We start from the raw sequence: 18329 nt of genomic DNA, 5'->3' as shown, positions 1-18329 counted from the left end.
GGTCAAGGTTACCGGTCGCGGCCGGTTCACCCAAACCGGCCCAGCGCCGCCTCCACGGCGTCCCCCACCTGCGGCGCGAGGGTCGCGGCGTACGTGGCGGTGACGTGGTCGCCGGCCCGGTGGACGGCGACGTGCCCGATGACGACGGGGCACTGCTCCTCGGGACAGATCCACGCCGTGAGGTCGAGGAGCGAGACGCCGGGCCCCGCCCCCGCCGCGGCCTCGCGCTGCACCGTCAGGCCGCTCCCCCGGATCGCCGTGACGGCGTCGAACGCGCACGCGCTCAGCTCGGTGGCGTGCCGGGCCGCGCACACGTCGAGGTCGTCGGGCGAGAGCGGGCTGTCCCCGATGACGACGACCGGCACGTCCGCGGCCGCGAGCGAGCGCCAGCGCGCGGTGTAGCCCTCGACGAGGGCCCGCCGGTCGAGCCGGTCGTCGACCCAGGCGGCCGTGGCGACCCCCGAGGTGACGAGGACGTCCGGCGGGTCGGCGTCGAGGGCGTCGCCGACCGCCGCGGTCCAGCGGTCGCACTCGGGGTAGGCCTTCCCCGCCTGGGTGGCGGGCGCGTCGGAGAAGGCGCACGAGGACTTGCCGTACGTGACGATCCGCCACCCGGTGCTGCGCGCGGCCTCCTCGAGCGCGGGGAGCCACTGCATCGCCTTGGAGTCGCCGACGAGGGCGACGGTCGTCGTGCCGCGCGGGTCGCCGAAGGTGCAGGCGACCGGCTCGGTGGCCGCGACGTCGACCTGGCAGCGGTCGACGTCGGCGGCCGGGCGGTCCTCGCCCGACGTCATCGGGTCGGGGGTGACCCACCCGGGGTCGTCGACGGCCGCGAGCGGCTGGCCGAGCCGGACCGCGCCCGCCCCGAGCTCGCTCGGCGCCGGCATCGCACCGCCGGGTGGCGTGGTGTCGAACGGTGAGCGCAGTGGGAGCAGCGGCAGCGCGACGAGGACACCGGTGAGCGACAGCGCCACCCCGCTCGCGAGGAGGGCGCGCGGCCGCTCGCGCAGCCACGGTCCGTGGTGGATCGGGTTCTCGACGTACCGCCACGACAGCCAGGCCGGGCCGATCGACAGGACGGCGAGGACGACCTTGCCGAGCGGGGTGAGCGGGGTGCCGAGCCAGCCGGCGGTCCACTCCCCCAGGATGATGACGGGCCAGTGCCAGAGGTAGATCGAGTACGACAGGCCGCCGACCCAGACCATGGGCCTCGAGCCCAGCACCCGCACCGGCCCGTGGGGGGCGCCCTGCCAGCCGACCCAGAGCAGGATCGCCGTCGGGACGGTCGGCAGCAGCGCCCAGCCGCTCGGCCACTCGATGCCGCCGCGCAGCAGCGCCGCGACGCCGAGGAGGAACACCAGCGCCACCCAGCCGAGCGGTGCCGCCCACCGGCGGGCGACCTCGGGGCGGGCCCGGCCCGCGAGGGCGACGGCGAGCAGGGACCCGATCCCGAGCTCCCAGACGCGGGTCGTCGTGGTGAAGAACGCGGGCCGGTAGTCGGTGTGCGAGTACCAGAGCGACCAGGCGAACGACGCGGCGACGAGGGCGCCGAGCGCGACCAGCACCGCCCTGCGCCCGGGCCTGCGCACGACGAGGGCGAGGACGATGAGCAGCAGCGGCCAGACGACGTAGAACTGCTCCTCGACGGCGAGCGACCAGAAGTGCTGCACCGGCGAGGGCTTGAGGTCGGAGGCGAGGTAGTCGACCTCGCGGCCCGCGAAGACCCAGTTGACGACGTAGCCGGCCGCCGCCATGACGTCGATCCCGATGTCGCGGCGGCGCAGCCCGGGGACGACGACGAACGCGACGGCTGAGGTCAGCGTGAGGACGAGGATCGCCGCGGGCAGCAGCCGCCGGATGCGGCGCCCGACGAACCGCAGCCACGAGATGCGCCCGGTCGACCACAGCTCCTTCACGAGCAGGCCGGTGATGAGGTAGCCGGAGATGACGAAGAAGACGTCGACGCCGACGTACCCACCGTGCAGGGGCAGCCCGGCGTGGTGGGCCAGGACCGTGAGGATCGCGACGGCCCGCAGGCCCTCGATGTCGGGGCGGAACCCCGCGGGCCTCGCGGCCGTCGAGGTCGTCGGCGGGGGCGTCGGTGACGGGCCGGGTCGGGCCCGCGCCTGCTCAGCCGTCGCCACGCAGGCGCACGAGGGCGTCGCGCACCTCGTCGGGGACGAGGCCGGTGACGTCGCCCCCGTAGCGGGCGACCTCCTTGACGAGCGAGCTCGACACGTGCTCGAACTCGGGGGCGCCGGGGAGGAAGAGCGTCTCGACACCCGTGAGGTGCCGGTTCATCAGCGCCATGGGCAGCTCGTAGGCGAAGTCGGTCGGTCCGCGCAGGCCCTTGACGACGACGTCGGCCCCGAGGTCGCGGCACACGTCGACGAGGAGCCGGCCGGCGAAGGCCTCGACCCGCACCCCGCTCGTGACCCCGAGGCCGGCCAGCCCTCGCTCGATGAAGCCGATCCGGTCCTCGACGGCGAAGGCGCCGGCCTTGGCCGGGTTGTGGAGGACGGCGACGACGACCTCGTCGTGGAGGGCGGCCGCGCGCGCGATGACGTCGAGGTGCCCCGAGGTCACGGGGTCGTAGGAGCCGGGGCAGACGGCACGGCGGGCGCGATCGGTCACGGGGGACACGGTACCGACGCCCGCGCCCTCAGCCGTCGGCGTCCGCCTTGGCGGCCTCCTCGACCTCCTTGGCCTTCTCCTTCGCGGCCTCCTTGATGGCGTCGGCCTCCTCGCGGGCCTCCTCCGGCGCGAGGACACCCTCCTCGACGGCCTCGTCGAGGAGCGCGGCGACCTGCTCCTCGCTCGCGCAGCCCTGCTCGAGCAGCTCGTTGCGGCGGGTCAGCCAGGCGACGGCGAGCTCCTCGCGGCGCTCGAGCGAGACGTCCTCGCGCGCGGGGTTGATGATCGTCTGCTCCTCCTCGTTCGCGTGGTGGTTCACCACGGTCGCGAGCTCCTCGAGGGCGTCGTCGTACTTCTGGGTGTCGGTGCCCCTGGCCCGCAGGAACGCGAGGAGCGCCTCGTTGATCTCGGCGTGCTCCTCCTCGCCGTGCTCCTTCTCGTGCCCGCTGATCGCGCGGGCGCGACGCAGCTCGGGGTAGACGAGCTCCTCCTCGGCGACGGCGTGCGCGACGAGCACCTCGGCGAGGGCGGTGCGCGCGGCGTCGCGGTCGGTGTCGGTGCGCCGGGCCAGGCGCAGGAGGTCCTCGAAGAGCTCGTGGTCCTCGAGGATGCGCTCGAGGACGTCGCCGCTCGTCGGCCGGGGGATCTCGATCTCGGTCATCGCCCCATCATGGCCGAGACCTCCCCTGACCTGCGGGGAAGGGTCACCTCACTGTCGCTCGGCGAGCCAGACCGTCGTCTCGCCGTACTTCCGGGGCTTGCCGACCCGCGCGATGCCGTCGGGCCACGAGGGCTCGGGGCTGCGGGTCGAGCGCTCGACGACGAGGAGGCCACCGGGCGCGAGCCAGCCGCCGCCGAGGCGGTCGAGGACGAGGCCAAGCGCGTCCTCGTCGACGTCGTAGGGCGGGTCGACGAACACGAGGTCGGCGGCCTCGCCCTCGGCCGGGTCGGGGGCGAGCGCCGACAGGACGGTGGAGCGGACGACCCCGACGTCGGCGAACCCGAGGTCGCGGGCGTTGGCGGCGATGACGTCGGCGGCGCGGCGGTCGTGCTCGACGAGGACGACCGAGGCGGCACCGCGGGAGGCGGCCTCGAGGCCGAGGGCGCCGGACCCCGCGTAGAGGTCGAGGACGCGGGTGCCCTTGATCGCGTCACGGGCGTCGAGCGCCGAGAAGAGGGCCTCGCGGACGCGGTCGCTCGTGGGGCGGGTACCCGGGCCGGGAGGGGTGCGCAGGGTGCGGCCCCCCGCGACGCCGGCGATGACGCGCGTCATCAGCCGCGCTCCAGCCAGTCGGCCTGCTCGGCGTCGACCCGGTCGCGCACGGCGGCCGCCAGGGCGGGGTGGCCGGCGAGCTCGGGGTCGTCGGCGACGAGGGCGAAGGCGTCCTCGCGCGCCTCCTCGATGACGTCCTCGTGCTCGAGGACGTGGAGGAACTCGAGCTGGGTGCGCCGGCCCGACTGCGCGGCACCGAGGATGTCGCCCTCACGGCGCTGCGAGAGGTCGAGGCGGGCGAGCTCGAAGCCGTCGGTCGTCGCGGCGACGGCATCGAGGCGGGTGAGGGCGGCCTCGGCGTCGGTGCCGGTGACGAGGAGGCAGAGGCCGGGGAAGCCCCCGCGGCCGATGCGTCCGCGCAGCTGGTGCAGCTGCGAGACGCCGAAGCGGTCGGCGTCCATGACGACCATGACGCTGGCGTTGGGGACGTCGACCCCGACCTCGACGACGGTCGTCGAGACGAGCACCTGGGTCTCGCCGCGCTGGAAGCGGGCCATGACCGCGTCCTTGTCGTCGGCGGGCAGGCGCCCGTGGAGGACCTCCACGGTGAGGCCCGCGAGGGCGGGCTCCTCGACGAGGCGGGCGTGCAGCGCGTGGACGCCGTGCATCGGGCGGGTGGGCGGCGCGGCCTCCTCGCCGTCGTCGGTCGACTCGACGCGCAGGTCGACACCGTCGCCGGCGGGGTCGTCGTCGCCGATGCGCGGGCACACGACGTACGCCTGGCGGCCGCCCCGGACCTCCTCGCCCACCCGGGCCCAGGTGCGCTCCATCCACCCCGGTCGGTCCTCGGGGACGACGTGGGTGGTGATCGGCGCCCGACCGGCGGGCAGCTCGCGCAGGGTGGAGGTCTCGAGGTCGCCGAAGACGGTCATGGCGACGGTGCGCGGGATCGGCGTCGCCGTCATGACGAGGACGTGCGGTGGCAGCTTTCCCTTGCCCCGCAACGCATCCCGCTGCTCGACGCCGAACCGGTGCTGCTCGTCGACGACGACGAGGGCGAGGTCGAGGAAGTCGACGTGCTCCTCGAGGAGCGCGTGCGTGCCGACGACGATGCCGGCGTCGCCGACCGCGACGTCGAGGAGGGCCTTGCGCCGCTCGGCCGTCGACTGGCTGCCGGTGAGGAGGACCACGCGGGTCGCGTCGTCGGCGCCCCCGAGCATCCCGCCCTCGGCGAGGTCGCCGAGCATCCGGGTGATCGTGCGGTGGTGCTGGGACGCGAGGACCTCGGTGGGTGCGAGGAGAGCGGCCTGGCCGCCGGAGTCGACGGCCGCGAGCATCGCCCGCAGCGCGACGATCGTCTTGCCCGAGCCGACCTCGCCCTGGAGCAGGCGGTGCATCGGCACCTCACGGGCCATCTCGGCCGCGACGGTCTCGCCGACCTCGACCTGCCCTGCCGTGAGCTCGAAGGGCAGGCGCGCGTCGAACGCCTCGAGGACACCGCCCGGCCGCCCGGGGCGGGGTGTCGTCACCTGCCCCTCGGCGACGCGTCGGCGCTGCGCGAGGGTGACCTGGAGGACGAACGCCTCCTCGTAGCGCAGGCGGCGGCGGGCCTCCTCGACCTCGGCGAAGGAGTCGGGGGTGTGGATCCCGCGCAGCGCCTCGGTGCGCGAGACGAGCCGGCGCCGCTCGCGGACGGGTGCCGGCAGCGCGTCGGGGACGTCGTCGAGGACGTCGAGGACGCGCCGCACGCTCTCGGTGACCGTCCACGTGTGGAGCGAGCCGACGGAGCGGTAGATCGGGATGAGGGCCTTGCGCTCCCCGGCGTCGAAGTCGTCGAGCATCGTGTAGCCGGGGTGGGTGAGCTGGAGGCGGCCGTTGTAGGTGCCGACCGTCCCCGCGAAGATCCCGCGGGCCCCGGGGACGAGGGCCTTCTCGTGGCCCCACGCCTTGAAGAAGGTGATGTCGAGGTCGTGGGTGCCGTCGGTGATGACGACGTTGAGCATCGTGCCCTTGCGCGCCTTCATCGAGCGGGTGCTCGCCGCCTTGACCTCGGCGACGCCGACGAGGAACTCCCCCGGCGTCACCGACCCGAGGTCGCTCTCGCGGGTGCGGTAGCGGCGGGGCCAGAACGCCAGGAGGTCGCCGACGGTGTGGATGTCGCGGGCCGTCGCGAACTTCTTCGCGGCCGTGGCGATGATCGGGGCGAGCTTGCTCGACTCGGTGGCCATTACTCCCCCACCGTCACTCGACCCCGATGAGCAGGGGGTAGACGGGCTGGCCGCCGTCGATGACGACGACCTCGAGCTCGGGTCGGTCGTGGCCGAGGGTGGCGGCGACCGTGGCGGCGAGGCCCTCGTCGGCGTCGGCACCGGCCACGAGGGTCACGAGCTCGCCACCGCCGGCGAGGAGCCGGGTGAGGACCTCTGTCGCCGCGTCGGCGAGGTCGGTGCCGATGAAGGCGATGTCGCCGTCGACGACCCCGAGGACGTCCCCGGGCCTGCAGACGCCGGCCCAGGTGAGCGCCTCCTTCGAGGCGACCGACACGGCGCCGTGCCGGGTCGAGACGGCGGCGCCCGTCATCGCGACGGCGTTGGCGTGCACCGGTCTCGCGGGGTCGAGGACGGCGAGCGCCGCCAGGGCCTGCACGGTGGTGCGGGCGGGCACGACGTGGGTGTCGATCCCGTCGGCCGCCGCGGCCTCGGCGGCGACCTCGGCCGCCATGAGGGTGTCGCGGTCGGCCGGCAGGACGATGACCGCGCTCGCCCGGGTGCGGCGGACGGCGTCGAGCAGCTGACCCGCGCTCGCCCGGCCCCCCGGACCGCTCGGCACGACGACCGCGCCGGCCTCCTCCAGGAGCGCGCCGATGCCGGGGCCCGCCGAGCAGGCGACGACTCCGACCGTGGCCACCGGGTCACGACCGGCCACCTGGGTCTCGAAGCGGGTGATCCGGATCCGCTCGGGGCGCCCGGCTGCGATGCCGGCCTCGACCGCGGCGCCGGGGTCGTCGACGTGGACGTGGACGTTCCAGAGGTCCGGCCCGCCGACGACGAGGAGGGAGTCGCCGAGGTCGTCGAGGGTGGAGCGCAGCGCCTCGACGCGCTCGGGAGTGGTGTCGACGAGGAGGTACATCACCTCGTACGCGGGGCCGTCGCCGATCCGCTCGCCCTCGCGGTCGAGGGGGTCGTGGCCGGGGAGGCCCGCGACCGACCCGTCGCCGCCCTCGTGGTGCCACTCGTCACGGCGCAGGAGCCCGGGTCCGCCGCCGAGGAGGTCGGAGTCGGAGACCTGCCAGCGGTCGGTGACGATCGTGAGGAGCGACTCGAGGAGCAGGACGCACCCGGCGCCCCCGGCGTCGACGACTCCCGCCCGGCGCAGCGCCTCGAGCTGGTCGGGGGTGCGGGCCAGCGCCTCCTGGGCGGCGTCGACGGCCGCCTCGCAGACGTCGGCGAGCGACCCGCCCTCCTCGGCGGCCTGCACGGCGGCCGCGGCCCCGGCGTCGGCGACGGTGAGGATGGTGCCCTCCTGCGGGTGCGCGACGCTGGCCCGGGCGGAGGCCGCGCCGCGGGCGAGGGCATCGGCGACGAGGACGGCGTCGGCCTCGGTGACGTCGTGCTCGATGACGGTGTCGCAGATGCCGCCGACGAGCTGGCTGACGATGACGCCGGAGTTGCCCCGGGCCGCGAGGAGGATGGCGCGCTTGAGCGAGCGGCACTCCTCCACGAGGGTCGCGCTCCCGAGGATGCCGGCCTTCTCGTGCGACCCGACGACCTCGTCGATCGCGGCGTCGAGGGTGAGGTAGAGGTTGGTGCCCGTGTCGCCGTCGGGGACGGGGAAGACGTTGAGCGCGTCGATCTCGGTGCGCCGTGCCGCGAGGGCCGCCCGGGTGAGCAGCGCCCAGTGACGGGCGTCGGCGGCGGTGAGGACGTCGGACACGCGCCCCACGGTAACGGTCACCCCTCTCCCGGCAGCGGAGGGCGTTTTGGTGGCGCGGGCGGGGCTCGGCTACTCTTGTCAGGTTGCGCACGCGCCCCCCGGCGCCGCCGACACCCACCATTCGTACTGATGTAGGAGATCACCCGTGGCTGCCAACTGCGACGTCTGCGGCAAGAAGCCCTCGTTCGGGCACAGCATCTCGCACTCGCACCGCCGCACCAAGCGCCGCTGGAACCCGAACATCCAGCGCGTCAAGGCACTCGTCGGCGACGCCGGTGTGACCCCCAAGCGACTCAACGTCTGCACCTCCTGCCTCAAGGCCGGCAAGGTCAAGCGCTGACCCCCTGACGCACCCCGGAACGGGCGGCCCTCCACCTCGGAGGCCGCCCGTTCCGCATGTCCGGCACCCGGCGGTTCGAGGTGTTCGCCCGACATCCCGCACCCCCCGAACACCTCGAACCAGTGCGCAGCCCTCTGTCGTGACCGGCCGGTCGCGTCAGGCCCCGGCGAAGTGGTCCCAGCCGCGGGCGTCGGGCACGACACCGTCGACGGTGACCCGAGGCCCCTCGTCCCCGGCGGCGACGACCCGCCCGATGACGTGCCACGCCTCCTCGTCCCCGGCCGGGAGCGACGCCTCGTCGGGGAAGGTCCCGACGAGGGCGTGCTCCTCCCCGCCGGCGAGCACCTGGTGCAGTGCGGCCTCCTCCCCGAGCACGAGCGACAGCGGCCCCTCGGCGTAGCGCCGGCGCAGCACGTCGCCGGACAGCTCGACCGAGACACCGCTCGCCGTGGCGACCCGGCCCAGGTCGGTGACGAGCCCGTCGGAGACGTCGACGAGGGCGTGCGCCCCGGCGTCCGCCGCCTGCGGCCCCGCCCACCACGGGGCGAGCGGCGCGCGGTGGTGCCGCATGAGCGCCCGCACGGCGCGACCCCGGTCGTCGAGCGCCACCCCGTCGGCGACCCGGTCGGGGTCCGGCTCCCCCGCGAGGTAGAGCGCGAGCCCGCCGCCGGAGAGCCCCAGCGACCCGCACACCGCGACGACGTCACCCACGCGGGCCCCCGACCTGAGCACCGGAGGACGACCCCGCAGGTCACCGAGCGCCGTCACCGTCACGACGACGACCCCGGGCGGCCCCGACGACAGGTCGCCGCCGACGACGGGCGCCGAGGCCGCCGCGGCCACCGACGCGATCCCCCGGGCGAGGTCGACGGCCCACTCGACCTCGAGGTCGGGGTCGGCGACCAGGGACACGAGCAACCCCGTCGGCGCGGCGCCCATCGCCGCGACGTCGGCGAGGTTCTGGGTGGCCACCTTCACCCCGACGTCGTGGGCGGTCGACCACTCGTCGCGCCAGTCGCGCACCCGCACCATCGAGTCGGTCGTCGCGACGACCGCACCGGAGGGCGCGCCGACGACGGCGGCGTCGTCCCCGGGCCCCACGAGGACCGAACCCCACGCCGGTGGAGCCGTCCCCGCGTACACGGGGAAGACGCGCGCGAGGAGCTCTCCCTCGCTGACCTCGCGCAACCTCATCCGACAACCCTCCCGAGACGTGGGGACCACGGGCACGGTAGCGTCTGGTCGAGCGCCGGTCACGACCGGCGCCCCCCGACCGCCGGGGCCGTCACGGGCCCCGACCACACACGAAGAGGTGGCACCACAGTGGTACAGGCCTACATCCTGATCCAGACCGACGTCGGCCGGGCGGCGACGGTGGCGGCGGCGATCGCCGAGCTCGAGGGCGTCGCGCTGGCCGAGGACGTCACCGGGCCCTACGACGTCATCGCCCGCGTCGAGGCGGCCACCGTCGACGAGCTGGGCAAGCTCGTCATCGCGAAGATCCAGGACGTCGAGGGCATCACCCGCACCCTGACGTGCACGGTGGTCCACGTCTGACCCCCGGACCCGGCACCCTCTCGACGGCGGTCGCGCTCGGCGCGGCCGCCGTCGTGCTGTCGGCGTGCTCCTCCGGGGTCGAGGTCGCCGTCCCGTCGGGCGGCGCGAGCCCGGCCTGCACGAGTGCCGGCGCCCTCTGGCCGACGGAGGTCTCCGGGATGGAGCGCCGCGGCACCTCGCCCTCCGACCCGGCCGTCGCCGCGTGGGGCGACCCGGCCGTCGTCGCCCGCTGCGGCGTCGCGGCCCCGGGACCGACCGACACCGAGTGCCTCGAGGTCGACGGGGTCGGCTGGATCCCCGAGTCCCTCACCGACGGCACTCGCTTCACCTCCTTCGGAACGCAGCCCGCCATCGAGGTGCTCGTCCCCGGCGACTACGCGCCCGAAGGCCTCCTCCTGCCCGCGTTCGCCCCGGCCGCCCGGGAACTGGAGCCCAACGGCCTCCAGTGCCGCTGACCGCCCTCCCCGTCGCAGCTGTCCCGCTCCGGCTTCGGCTGCGGCTCAGCGCAGGCCGAGGCGGCGCGCGAGCGCGAGGTCGACGAGCTCGTCGATGAGCTCGGGGTAGGACAGCCCGCTCGCGGCCCACATCCGCGGGTACATCGAGCTCGGCGTGAACCCCGGCATCGTGTTGACCTCGTTGACGACGACCTCGCCCGCCTCGGTGAGGAAGAAGTCGACCCGGGCCAGCCCCTCGCACCCGGCGACGTCGAACGCCGCGACGGCCATCTCGCGGATCCGCACCGCGACGTCGGCGGGCACGTCGGCGGGGCACTCGAGCCGCACGTCGTCGGCCGAGAGGTACTTGGCCTCGAAGTCGTAGAAGTCGTGGTTCTGCACGACGATGCACTCGCCGAGCTCGCTCGTGCGCGGCGGGTCGGTGTCGCGTCCCTCGAGGACGCCGCACTCGATCTCGCGCCCGAAGACCGCGGCCTCGACGACGACCTTGGGGTCGTGCTCGCGCGCGGCCTCGACGGCGGCCTCGAGGGCGTCGGGCTCGGTGACACGGGTGATCCCCATGCTCGACCCGGCCCGCGCGGGCTTGACGAAGACCGGCCACGCGAGGGAGTGCACGGCCTCCATCGCGGCGGCGCGGTCGCGGCGCCACTCCTTGTCGGTGATGGCGACGTACGGCCCCACCGGCAGGCCGGCCGAGGCGAGCAGCACCTTCATCACGTGCTTGTCCATCATCGTCGCGGAGGCCGTGACCCCCGAGCCGACGTAGCGGACGTCGGCGAGGTCGAGCAGCCCCTGGAGCGTGCCGTCCTCGCCGAACGGGCCGTGGAGCAGCGGGAAGATGACGTCGACCTCACCGAGGGTGCGCGGCGGCTGCCCGGGCTCGTGGACGACGAGGGTGCGGTCGGCCCCGCTCGTCGGGACGATGACGCTCGGCGCGGTCGTCGACACCTCGGGGACGTGCTCGGAGGTCAGCCGGAACGCCGCCGGGTCGTCGGGCGCGAGGACCCAGTGGCCGTCCTTCGCGATGCCGACGGGCACGACCTCGTAACGGTCGCGGTCGAGGGCCTCGAGGACGCTCGCGGCGGTCGCGCACGACACCGCGTGCTCCGACGACCGGCCGCCGAAGACGAGGGCGATGCGGATCTTCTCGGCTGGGCTCTTCGTCATCGTCGCACGACCCTACCCGGCCCCACGCGGCCCGCCGGAACCGCATAGCCTGACCGCGTGAGCGACTCCCCCGCCCCCCGGCGCCCCCTCGCCCCCGCGACCCGCGTCGTCTCCCTCGGCCGCGAGGACGACGCCCCCGGCGCGCAGGTCGGCGCCCCGCTCGTCCTCACCTCGACGTACCGCGCGAACGGCGGCACCGTGTACGCCCGCACCGGGAACCCGACGTGGAGCGCGTTCGAGACCGCGCTCGGCTCCCTCGAGGGCGGCGACGCGCTCGTCTTCTCCTCCGGGATGGCCGCGGTCGCCGCCGCGCTCTCGCTCGTCCCCCACGGCGGCACCGTCGTCGCGCCCGACGCCGCCTACAACGGCGTCGTCTCCACCCTCGGCCACCGCGAGGAGGCCGGCGAGCTCACCGTGCGCCGCGTCGACGTCACCGCCACCGACGAGGTCGTCGCGGCCCTCGACGGCGCCGACCTCCTCTGGCTCGAGTCGCCGACCAACCCGCTGCTCGAGGTCGCCGACCTGCCGACCCTCCTCGCGGCCGCCCGCGAGCGCGGGGTCACCTCGGTCGTCGACAACACCTTCGCCACCCCCCTGGTCCAGCGCCCCCTCGAGCTCGGCGCCGACGTCGTCGTCCACTCGGTCACCAAGTACCTCTCCGGCCACAGCGACGTCGTCCTCGGAGCCGCCGTCACCGCGCCGACCGACGCCGGGCGGGCCCTGCACGAGCGGGTCCTGCTCCACCGCACCCTCCACGGCGCGATCGCCGGGCCGCTCGAGGTGTGGCTCGCGCTGCGCGGGCTGCGGACCCTGCACCTGCGGGTCGAGCGGGCCGGGGCCAACGCCCTCGTCCTCGCCGACCGCCTGCGGGGCCACCCCGCCGTCGAGCGGGTCCGTCACCCCGGCTGGGGCGCCGTCGTGTCGATCGAGGTCGCCGGCGGACCCGAGGCCGCCGAGCGGGTGGCCGACGCGACGCGGGTGTGGGTCCACTCGACGAGCCTCGGCGGGGTCGAGAGCCAGCTCGAGCGCCGCCGCCGGATCGCCACCGAGCCGCGGGCCGTCCCCGAGAACCTCCTCCGCCTGTCGGTGGGGGTCGAGGACGTCGAGGACCTGTGGGACGACCTCGACGCCGCCCTCGACAGCGTCCTGGGCGAGCGCCCGTCCTCCTAGGCGGTCTCGGCCTTGCGGGGCCGCGAGAGCAGGGCCGTCACGACCTCCTGGGCCGTGCGGTCGTGCTGGATCATCGCGTCGACCTGCTCGATGATCGGCACGTCGACGCCGTGGTGGCGGGACAGCTCGAGGATCGAGGTGCACGACTTCACGCCCTCGGCCGTCTGCTTCGTCACCGCGACGACCTCCGACACCGACATCCCCTGACCCAGCCGCACCCCGAAGGAGTGGTTGCGCGACAGCGGTGACATGCACGTGGCGATGAGGTCGCCGACGCCGGCGAGGCCGGAGAAGGTCGCCGCCTCTCCACCCACCGCCAGGCCGAGCCGGATCGTCTCGGCCAGCCCGCGGGTGATGATCGACGCCTTGGAGTTGTCGCCCATCCCGAGCCCCTCGACCATCCCGACGGCCAGGGCGATGACGTTCTTCACCGCACCGGCGATCTCGGTGCCGACGACGTCGCCGGTCGTGTACGGGCGGAAGTACGGTGCGGCACAGGCCGCGGCGACCCGCTCGGCCATCGCCTCGCTCGTGCACGCCACGGTCGAGGCCGCCGGCTGCTTCACGGCGATCTCACGGGCGAGGTTCGGGCCCGAGACGACGACGATGCGGTCGGTCTCGACCCGCCCGACCTCGGCGATGACCTCGGACATGCGCTTGGTCGTCCCGAGCTCGACCCCCTTCATCAGCGAGACGACGGCGGCGTCGGGAGGCAGGGCGGAGCCCCACGCGGTCAGGTTGTCGCGCAACGTCTGCGACGGTACGGCGAGGACGACGACGTCGACTCCCGCGCCGGCCTCGACGGGGTCGGTGGTGGCCCTGATGGTGCCCGGGAGGCGCAGCTCGGGCAGGTACTCCTCGTTGCAGCCGGCGTTGATCTGCTCGACGACCTCGGGCCGGCGACCCCACATCGTCACCGTCGTCCCGGCGTCGGCGAGCACCGATGCGAAGGCGGTCCCCCAGCTCCCCGTGCCGTACACCGCTGCGCTCGTCATGAGGCCTCCTCGAGGGGTCGGGGCTTGCCGATCGTCGTGATGCCGTGGGACCGGGGGTCGAACCGGGTCGCGGGCGCCCGCTCGCCGCGGATGGCCTCGAGCTCGTGGGTGAGTGCGGCCATGATCCGCGCCGTCGCCTCGCCGAGCACCTCGGCCGTGACGGGGACGTCGTGGAGGTCCGACAGGTCGACCGGGCGGCCGGCCCGCACCGTCATCGTCGTGCGCGGCAGCAGGCGCAGCCGCCTGGAGTAGGGCGCGAGCATGTCCTGGGCGCCCCACGTCGCGACGGGGACCACGGGGCAGCGCGTCGCCAGCGCGATGCGCGCCGCACCGGTCTTGCCGCGCATCGGCCAGAGGCCGGGGTCCCGGGTCAGCGTCCCCTCGGGGTAGATCGCGACCGTCTTGCCGGCCTCGACGGCCTCGACGGCCGAGCGGTAGGCGTCGGACGCGCGGCCGGTCTCGCGGTGCACCGGGATCTGGTCGGCGCCGCGCAGCACGCTGCCGACGACCGGCACCCGGAACACCTCGATCTTGCCGAGGTAGCGCGGCGAGTACCCGTGGTCGACGAGGAAGTGCCCGAAGACGAGCGGGTCGACGTGCGAGTAGTGGTTGGTCACCGCGACGAATCCGCCCTCGCGGGGCAGGTTCTCGGCACCGAACCAGTGGCGCCTCGTGAAGAGCCGGAGCAGCGGGCGGATGACGGCGACGACGAACCGGTACGCGGGGGGCCGGGAGTGGTCCGTGGGGGTCGTCACGCGCTGCCTTCCGTGCGGGTCGGGGTCACCGCATTGTGGTCCGCGGGTGGGTCGATGTCGAGCGTGCCACGGACTGTTGCGAGGATCGGGCCGTGGACGAACCCGAGCCCTCGTGGGCCGTCGTCGTGCCCGTCAAGGGCGGGCCCCTGGCCAAGACCCGCCTCGACCTGCCGGTCGGGCTGCGGGCCGCGCTCGCCGACGCCTTCGCCCGCGACACGGTGGCGGCCCTCGTCGCCGCCCCGTCGGTGCGCGAGGTGCTCGTGGTGACCTCGGACCACGACGTCGCGGCCTGGGTCCCCCCTGCAGGTGCACGCGTCGTCGCCGACCCCGGCGACGGTCTCGACGCCGCCGTGGCCGCGGGCGCGCGGGCCGCGGCGGTGCCGGGAGTGCGGCGCGTGGGGGTCGTCCTCGGCGACCATCCGGCCCTGCGCGCCGACGAGGTCGAGGACGCCCTGCGCGCCGTCGCGCGGCACGAGCGGGCCGTCGTCGCCGACGCCGACGGCACCGGGACCGCCCTGCTCACCGCGCCGGCCGGCACCCCGTTCGGCACGGCCTTCGGACCGGGCAGCGCCGCGGCGCACGCGTCGCTCGGGTACGCGGTCGTGCCCCTCACCACCCCGGGCCTGCGGGTCGACGTCGACGACGCCGCCTCGCTGGCCACTGCGACCCTCCTCGGCGCGGGCGCCGCCACGCGGGCGGCGCTCGAGCGCGCTAGCCTTCCGGGCGTGCAGGCCACCATCCACCGCATCGAGGACGACGGCTCCGGCGCCGCGCTGCTCGACGACGGCCTCGAGGTCGTCCTCCCGCCCGGCGCCGCCACGACGAGCGGGCTGCGTCACCTGCGGGTGGGCCAGCGGGTGAGCATCGAGCTCGACGACGCCGGCCGGGCCGCCACCCGGGTGTGGATCGTCGGGATCGGCCCGGGAGAGACGATCCGCTAGCCCAGGGACGCACGCCGCGGCGGCGCCGGCCGGAGCCGGTCACCGCCGCGGGGTCGTGCTCGGGGCGTCAGCGAGCGGACTTCCTCGCCGGTGCCTTCTTGGCCGGGGCCTTCTTCGCGGGCGCCTTCTTCGCAGCGGCCTTGGTGGCCGTCGCCGTCCTCGCCGGCGCCTTCTTCGCCGCAGCCTTGGCCGGAGCCTTCTTCGCGGGCGCCTTCTTCGCGGCGGCCTTGGTGGCCGTGACCTTCTTCGCCGCGGCCTTGGCCGGAGCCTTCTTCGCGGGCGCCTTCTTCGCGGCGGCCTTGGTGGCCGTGACCTTCTTCGCCGGCGCCTTCTTCGCCGCGGCCTTGGCCGGAGCCTTCTTCGCGGGCGCCTTCCTCGCCGGTGCGGCCTTGGTGGCCGTGACCTTCTTCGCCGGCGCCTTCTTCGCGGCCGCCTTCACCGGAGCCGCTGCGGCCCTCGCCGTGCTCGTGGCGGCCTTCTTCGCGGTCGAGGCCACCTTCTTGGCGGCCTTCACCGGAGCGGCAGCCACCGCGACGGCACTGCCCGCGGCGGCGCGACCCGTGGCCGGTGCCGACTTCGGCAGCCCGGTCGGCTTCTTGACGTACGACTTGAACGAGGTCCCGGCGCGGAAGCGCGGTGCCTTGGACTTCGGGATCTTCACGGAGGTCCCGGTGTGCGGGTTGCGCCCGGTCCGCGCCGCGCGCTCCACCCGGTCGAACGTGCCGAATCCGGTGATGGAGACCTTCCCCCCTCGGACCACCTCACGGACGATGGTGTCGAGAACGGCCTCCAGGGCGTCGTTGGCGGCCCTGCGGCTGCCGAGTCGCTTTTCGAGCTCCTTGACGAGATCTGCCTTGTTCACCGTGGATTCACTCCCACTCGTGACTGGCGCCGGGCTGCCCCGACGGCGATGTCGTACCCGGCGGTCGCCGGGTCTTGGGACTGACGCTAGAACCGCAATGGCCCCGCGTCCACCATTGCTGCGGCGTGTTTTCTCCTGTGCCACACAGCGTTTCGTCAGGAAATCACTCCCCGGGGCAGTCCGACGGGCCGCGACAGGCCCTCCGCGACCACGACGGCGGGCCCCACCATGATGGCGGGGCCCGCTGTGGCAGAACTGGATTCGTTCGGATCAGGCGTCGACGAGCGGCTTCCACGGAGGGCGCGTCGCCTCGAACGAGGTGATCTCGCCCTCGTGCCGCAGGGTCAGGCTGATGTCGTCGAGTCCCTCGAGGAGACGCCACCGGGTGTACTCGTCGACCTCGAACGGCGCCACGAGCTCCCCGGCGGTCACCGTGCGCGACTCGAGGTCGACGGTGACCGAGGTGCCGGGCTCGTTCTCGAGCAGCTTCCACAGCAGCTCGACGTCGTCCTGGCTGCACTGGGCCGTCAGGAGCCCCTGCTTGCCGCTGTTGCCCCGGAAGATGTCGGCGAAGCGCGAGGAGATGACGACGCGGAAGCCGTAGTTCATCAGCGCCCAGACCGCGTGCTCGCGCGAGGAGCCGGTGCCGAAGTCGGGTCCGGCGACCAGCACCGAGCCGGCCGAGTAGCTCGGGTCGTTGAGGACGAAGGTCTCGTCGTTGCGCCAGGCGGCGAACAGGCCGTCCTCGAACCCGGTGCGGGTCACCCGCTTGAGGTAGACGGCCGGGATGATCTGGTCGGTGTCGACGTTGCTGCGGCGCAGCGGGACGCCGATGCCGGTGTGGGTCGTGAAGCTGTCCATCAGACGCTCTCCTCCACGCGGACGGGTTCCAGGTCGGCGGGGCTCGACAGGGTGCCGCGCACGGCCGTCGCGGCGGCGACGAGCGGGCTGACGAGGTGGGTGCGGCCGCCCTTGCCCTGACGGCCCTCGAAGTTGCGGTTCGAGGTCGAGGCGCTGCGCTCCCCCGGCGCCAGCTGGTCGGGGTTCATGCCCAGGCACATCGAGCACCCCGGCAGGCGCCACTCGGCCCCCGCCGCGGTGAAGACGTCGTCGAGCCCCTCGCCCTCGGCCTGCAGCCGCACCCGCGCGGAGCCGGGGACGACGAGCATCCGCACGCCGTCGGCGACCCGGCGGCCCTTGATGACCTCGGCCGCGGCCCGCAGGTCCTCGATGCGCCCGTTGGTGCAGGAGCCGACGAACACGGTGTCGACGTGGACCTCCCGCAGGGGCGTGCCCGCGGTCAGCCCCATGTACTCCAGCGCCCGGCGGGCGGCGACCTTGTCGTTCTCGTCGGGCATGGACTCGGGGTCCGGGACGGCCTCGCCGAGCGGGGACCCCTGGCCGGGGTTGGTGCCCCACGTGACGAACGGCGTCAGCTGCGTGGCGTCGAGGACCACCTCGTGGTCGAAGACGGCGTCGTCGTCACTGCGCAGCAGCCGCCACGACTCGACGGCGGCGTCCCAGTCGGCACCCGTCGGTGCGTGGTCGCGGCCGCGCAGGTACGCGAAGGTCGTCTCGTCGGGGGCGATCATCCCGGCGCGGGCACCGGCCTCGATCGACATGTTGCACACCGTCATCCGCGCCTCCATCGACAGGGCGCGGATCGCGCTGCCACGGAACTCGATGACGTACCCCTGGCCTCCGCCGGTCCCGATCCTCGCGATGACGGCGAGGACGACGTCCTTGGCCGTCACGCCGTCGGGCAGCTCGCCGTCGACGGTGACCGCGAGGGTCCTGAAGGGCTTGAGCGGCAGGGTCTGGGTCGCGAGGACGTGCTCGACCTCGGACGTGCCGATGCCGAAGGCGAGGGCCCCGAAGGCGCCGTGCGTGGAGGTGTGGCTGTCGCCGCAGACGATCGTCATGCCGGGCTGGGTGAGCCCGAGCTGGGGACCGACGACGTGGACGATGCCCTGCTCGGCGTCGCCCATCGGGTAGAGCCGGACGCCGAACTCCTCGCAGTTGCGGCGCAGCGTCTCGACCTGCGTGCGGCTCACGGGGTCGGTGATCGGCCCGGGAGTCGTCGGGACGTTGTGGTCCTCGGTGGCGAGGGTGAGGTCGGTGCGGCGGACCGCGCGCCCCGCGAGCCGCAGCCCGTCGAAGGCCTGCGGGCTCGTCACCTCGTGGAGGAGGTGGAGGTCGATGTAGAGCAGGTCGGGCTCGCCCTCACCGCGTCGCACGACGTGCGACTCCCACACCTTCTCGGCCAGTGTTCCGGCCATCCTCGACACCTCCACAGTCGCGCCGCCC

At 74.5% G+C, this 18329-nt stretch carries 18 protein-coding genes; 5 read left to right on the top strand and 13 right to left on the bottom strand.

From position 1 onward, the window contains the following. Positions 1-26 precede the first annotated feature (26 nt). Genes ACFWN3_RS16645 through ACFWN3_RS16620 form a run of 6 tightly spaced genes read right to left on the bottom strand, consistent with a single transcriptional unit; the run spans position 27 to position 7780 of the window. Positions 27-2144, bottom strand: a complete 2118-nt coding sequence (locus ACFWN3_RS16645; RefSeq protein ID WP_377641504.1) for an acyltransferase family protein — start codon at positions 2142-2144, stop codon at positions 27-29. Continuing rightward, on the bottom strand, positions 2131-2634 hold the full coding sequence (gene coaD / locus ACFWN3_RS16640) for a pantetheine-phosphate adenylyltransferase (protein WP_377641502.1): 504 nt from the start codon (positions 2632-2634) through the stop codon (positions 2131-2133). Before coaD ends, ACFWN3_RS16645 begins: the two co-directional genes overlap by 14 nt. A gap of 28 nt (positions 2635-2662) precedes the next feature. Next, positions 2663-3295 (bottom strand): hemerythrin domain-containing protein, encoded by a 633-nt coding sequence (locus tag ACFWN3_RS16635; protein ID WP_377641500.1) that lies wholly within the window; start codon positions 3293-3295, stop codon positions 2663-2665. A 48-nt stretch (positions 3296-3343) separates the two neighbouring features. Then, a complete protein-coding gene (rsmD, locus tag ACFWN3_RS16630; RefSeq protein WP_377641498.1) occupies positions 3344-3907 on the bottom strand; it encodes a 16S rRNA (guanine(966)-N(2))-methyltransferase RsmD in 564 nt (187 codons plus the stop codon). Further along, positions 3907-6075 (bottom strand): ATP-dependent DNA helicase RecG, encoded by a 2169-nt coding sequence (locus ACFWN3_RS16625; protein ID WP_377641496.1) that lies wholly within the window; start codon positions 6073-6075, stop codon positions 3907-3909. Before ACFWN3_RS16625 ends, rsmD begins: the two co-directional genes overlap by 1 nt. 13 nt (positions 6076-6088) lie before the next feature. Further along, positions 6089-7780 carry a DAK2 domain-containing protein gene (locus tag ACFWN3_RS16620; protein WP_377641494.1) on the bottom strand — a complete coding sequence of 564 codons (1692 nt, stop codon included), beginning with the start codon at positions 7778-7780 and terminating at the stop codon, positions 6089-6091. A 145-nt stretch (positions 7781-7925) separates the two neighbouring features. On the opposite strand from ACFWN3_RS16620, the gene rpmB reads away from it, so the two are divergent. Continuing rightward, a complete protein-coding gene (gene rpmB / locus ACFWN3_RS16615) occupies positions 7926-8120 on the top strand; it encodes a 50S ribosomal protein L28 (RefSeq protein WP_377641492.1) in 195 nt (64 codons plus the stop codon). A gap of 156 nt (positions 8121-8276) precedes the next feature. Here the strand turns inward: rpmB and thiL are convergent, their stop codons facing one another. Beyond that, the gene (gene thiL, locus ACFWN3_RS16610) at positions 8277-9314 is read right to left on the bottom strand and encodes a thiamine-phosphate kinase (RefSeq protein WP_377641490.1); all 1038 of its coding nucleotides are present in this window, start codon (positions 9312-9314) and stop codon (positions 8277-8279) included. A 129-nt stretch (positions 9315-9443) separates the two neighbouring features. Here thiL and ACFWN3_RS16605 point away from each other — a divergent pair, with 129 nt between their 5' ends. Beyond that, positions 9444-9677: an Lrp/AsnC ligand binding domain-containing protein gene (locus tag ACFWN3_RS16605; protein WP_377641488.1), complete on the top strand. Its 234-nt coding sequence runs from the start codon at positions 9444-9446 to the stop codon at positions 9675-9677. Beyond that, complete coding sequence (locus ACFWN3_RS16600; protein ID WP_377641486.1) at positions 9656-10132, top strand: DUF3515 family protein; 477 nt, start codon at positions 9656-9658, stop codon at positions 10130-10132. The genes ACFWN3_RS16605 and ACFWN3_RS16600 overlap by 22 nt, the downstream gene beginning before the upstream one ends. Before the next feature lie 45 nt (positions 10133-10177). On the opposite strand, the gene ACFWN3_RS16595 is transcribed toward ACFWN3_RS16600, so the two are convergent. Then, positions 10178-11299: a D-alanine--D-alanine ligase family protein gene (locus ACFWN3_RS16595; RefSeq protein WP_377641484.1), complete on the bottom strand. Its 1122-nt coding sequence runs from the start codon at positions 11297-11299 to the stop codon at positions 10178-10180. 57 nt (positions 11300-11356) lie between these two features. Here ACFWN3_RS16595 and ACFWN3_RS16590 point away from each other — a divergent pair, with 57 nt between their 5' ends. Further along, a complete protein-coding gene (locus ACFWN3_RS16590; RefSeq protein WP_377641482.1) occupies positions 11357-12469 on the top strand; it encodes a trans-sulfuration enzyme family protein in 1113 nt (370 codons plus the stop codon). Here ACFWN3_RS16590 and ACFWN3_RS16585 read toward each other — a convergent pair. Together ACFWN3_RS16585 and ACFWN3_RS16580 are read right to left on the bottom strand one after the other, a co-directional pair. Beyond that, the gene (locus ACFWN3_RS16585; RefSeq protein WP_377641480.1) at positions 12466-13464 is read right to left on the bottom strand and encodes an NAD(P)H-dependent glycerol-3-phosphate dehydrogenase; all 999 of its coding nucleotides are present in this window, start codon (positions 13462-13464) and stop codon (positions 12466-12468) included. The genes ACFWN3_RS16590 and ACFWN3_RS16585 overlap by 4 nt on opposite strands. Beyond that, positions 13461-14219, bottom strand: coding sequence for a lysophospholipid acyltransferase family protein (locus ACFWN3_RS16580; RefSeq protein ID WP_377641478.1), 759 nt, complete (start codon positions 14217-14219; stop codon positions 13461-13463). The genes ACFWN3_RS16585 and ACFWN3_RS16580 overlap by 4 nt, the downstream gene beginning before the upstream one ends. Positions 14220-14311: 92 nt before the next feature. Here ACFWN3_RS16580 and cofC point away from each other — a divergent pair, with 92 nt between their 5' ends. Further along, positions 14312-15160, top strand: coding sequence for a 2-phospho-L-lactate guanylyltransferase (gene cofC / locus ACFWN3_RS16575; protein ID WP_377641476.1), 849 nt, complete (start codon positions 14312-14314; stop codon positions 15158-15160). Positions 15161-15227: 67 nt separating this feature from the next. Here the strand turns inward: cofC and ACFWN3_RS16570 are convergent, their stop codons facing one another. From ACFWN3_RS16570 to leuC, 3 genes are all read right to left on the bottom strand, one after another. Next, positions 15228-16022 carry an HU family DNA-binding protein gene (locus ACFWN3_RS16570; RefSeq protein WP_377641474.1) on the bottom strand — a complete coding sequence of 265 codons (795 nt, stop codon included), beginning with the start codon at positions 16020-16022 and terminating at the stop codon, positions 15228-15230. Positions 16023-16292: 270 nt separating this feature from the next. Continuing rightward, entirely contained in the window at positions 16293-16883 is a 591-nt protein-coding gene (gene leuD, locus ACFWN3_RS16565) for a 3-isopropylmalate dehydratase small subunit (protein ID WP_377641472.1), read from the bottom strand. Then, positions 16883-18301, bottom strand: a complete 1419-nt coding sequence (gene leuC, locus ACFWN3_RS16560; protein ID WP_377641470.1) for a 3-isopropylmalate dehydratase large subunit — start codon at positions 18299-18301, stop codon at positions 16883-16885. The genes leuD and leuC overlap by 1 nt, the downstream gene beginning before the upstream one ends. Positions 18302-18329 lie beyond the last annotated feature (28 nt).

The sequence above is a fragment of the Oryzobacter terrae genome, from assembly GCF_042756445.1.
Classification (GTDB): domain Bacteria; phylum Actinomycetota; class Actinomycetes; order Actinomycetales; family Dermatophilaceae; genus Oryzobacter; species Oryzobacter terrae.
The sequence above is the reverse complement of the archived record's forward strand: the minus strand, read 5'-3'. Positions and strand labels throughout refer to the sequence as shown.

Coding starts and splice junctions, on each gene's coding strand:
- thiL (WP_377641490.1), bottom strand. CDS start 9,314: ATGAGGTTGCGCGAGGTCAGCGAGGGAGAGCTCCTCGCGCGCGTCTTC.
- leuC (WP_377641470.1), bottom strand. CDS start 18,301: ATGGCCGGAACACTGGCCGAGAAGGTGTGGGAGTCGCACGTCGTGCGA.
- ACFWN3_RS16585 (WP_377641480.1), bottom strand. CDS start 13,464: ATGACGAGCGCAGCGGTGTACGGCACGGGGAGCTGGGGGACCGCCTTC.
- ACFWN3_RS16595 (WP_377641484.1), bottom strand. CDS start 11,299: ATGACGAAGAGCCCAGCCGAGAAGATCCGCATCGCCCTCGTCTTCGGC.
- ACFWN3_RS16635 (WP_377641500.1), bottom strand. CDS start 3,295: ATGACCGAGATCGAGATCCCCCGGCCGACGAGCGGCGACGTCCTCGAG.
- ACFWN3_RS16625 (WP_377641496.1), bottom strand. CDS start 6,075: ATGGCCACCGAGTCGAGCAAGCTCGCCCCGATCATCGCCACGGCCGCG.
- rsmD (WP_377641498.1), bottom strand. CDS start 3,907: ATGACGCGCGTCATCGCCGGCGTCGCGGGGGGCCGCACCCTGCGCACC.
- leuD (WP_377641472.1), bottom strand. CDS start 16,883: ATGGACAGCTTCACGACCCACACCGGCATCGGCGTCCCGCTGCGCCGC.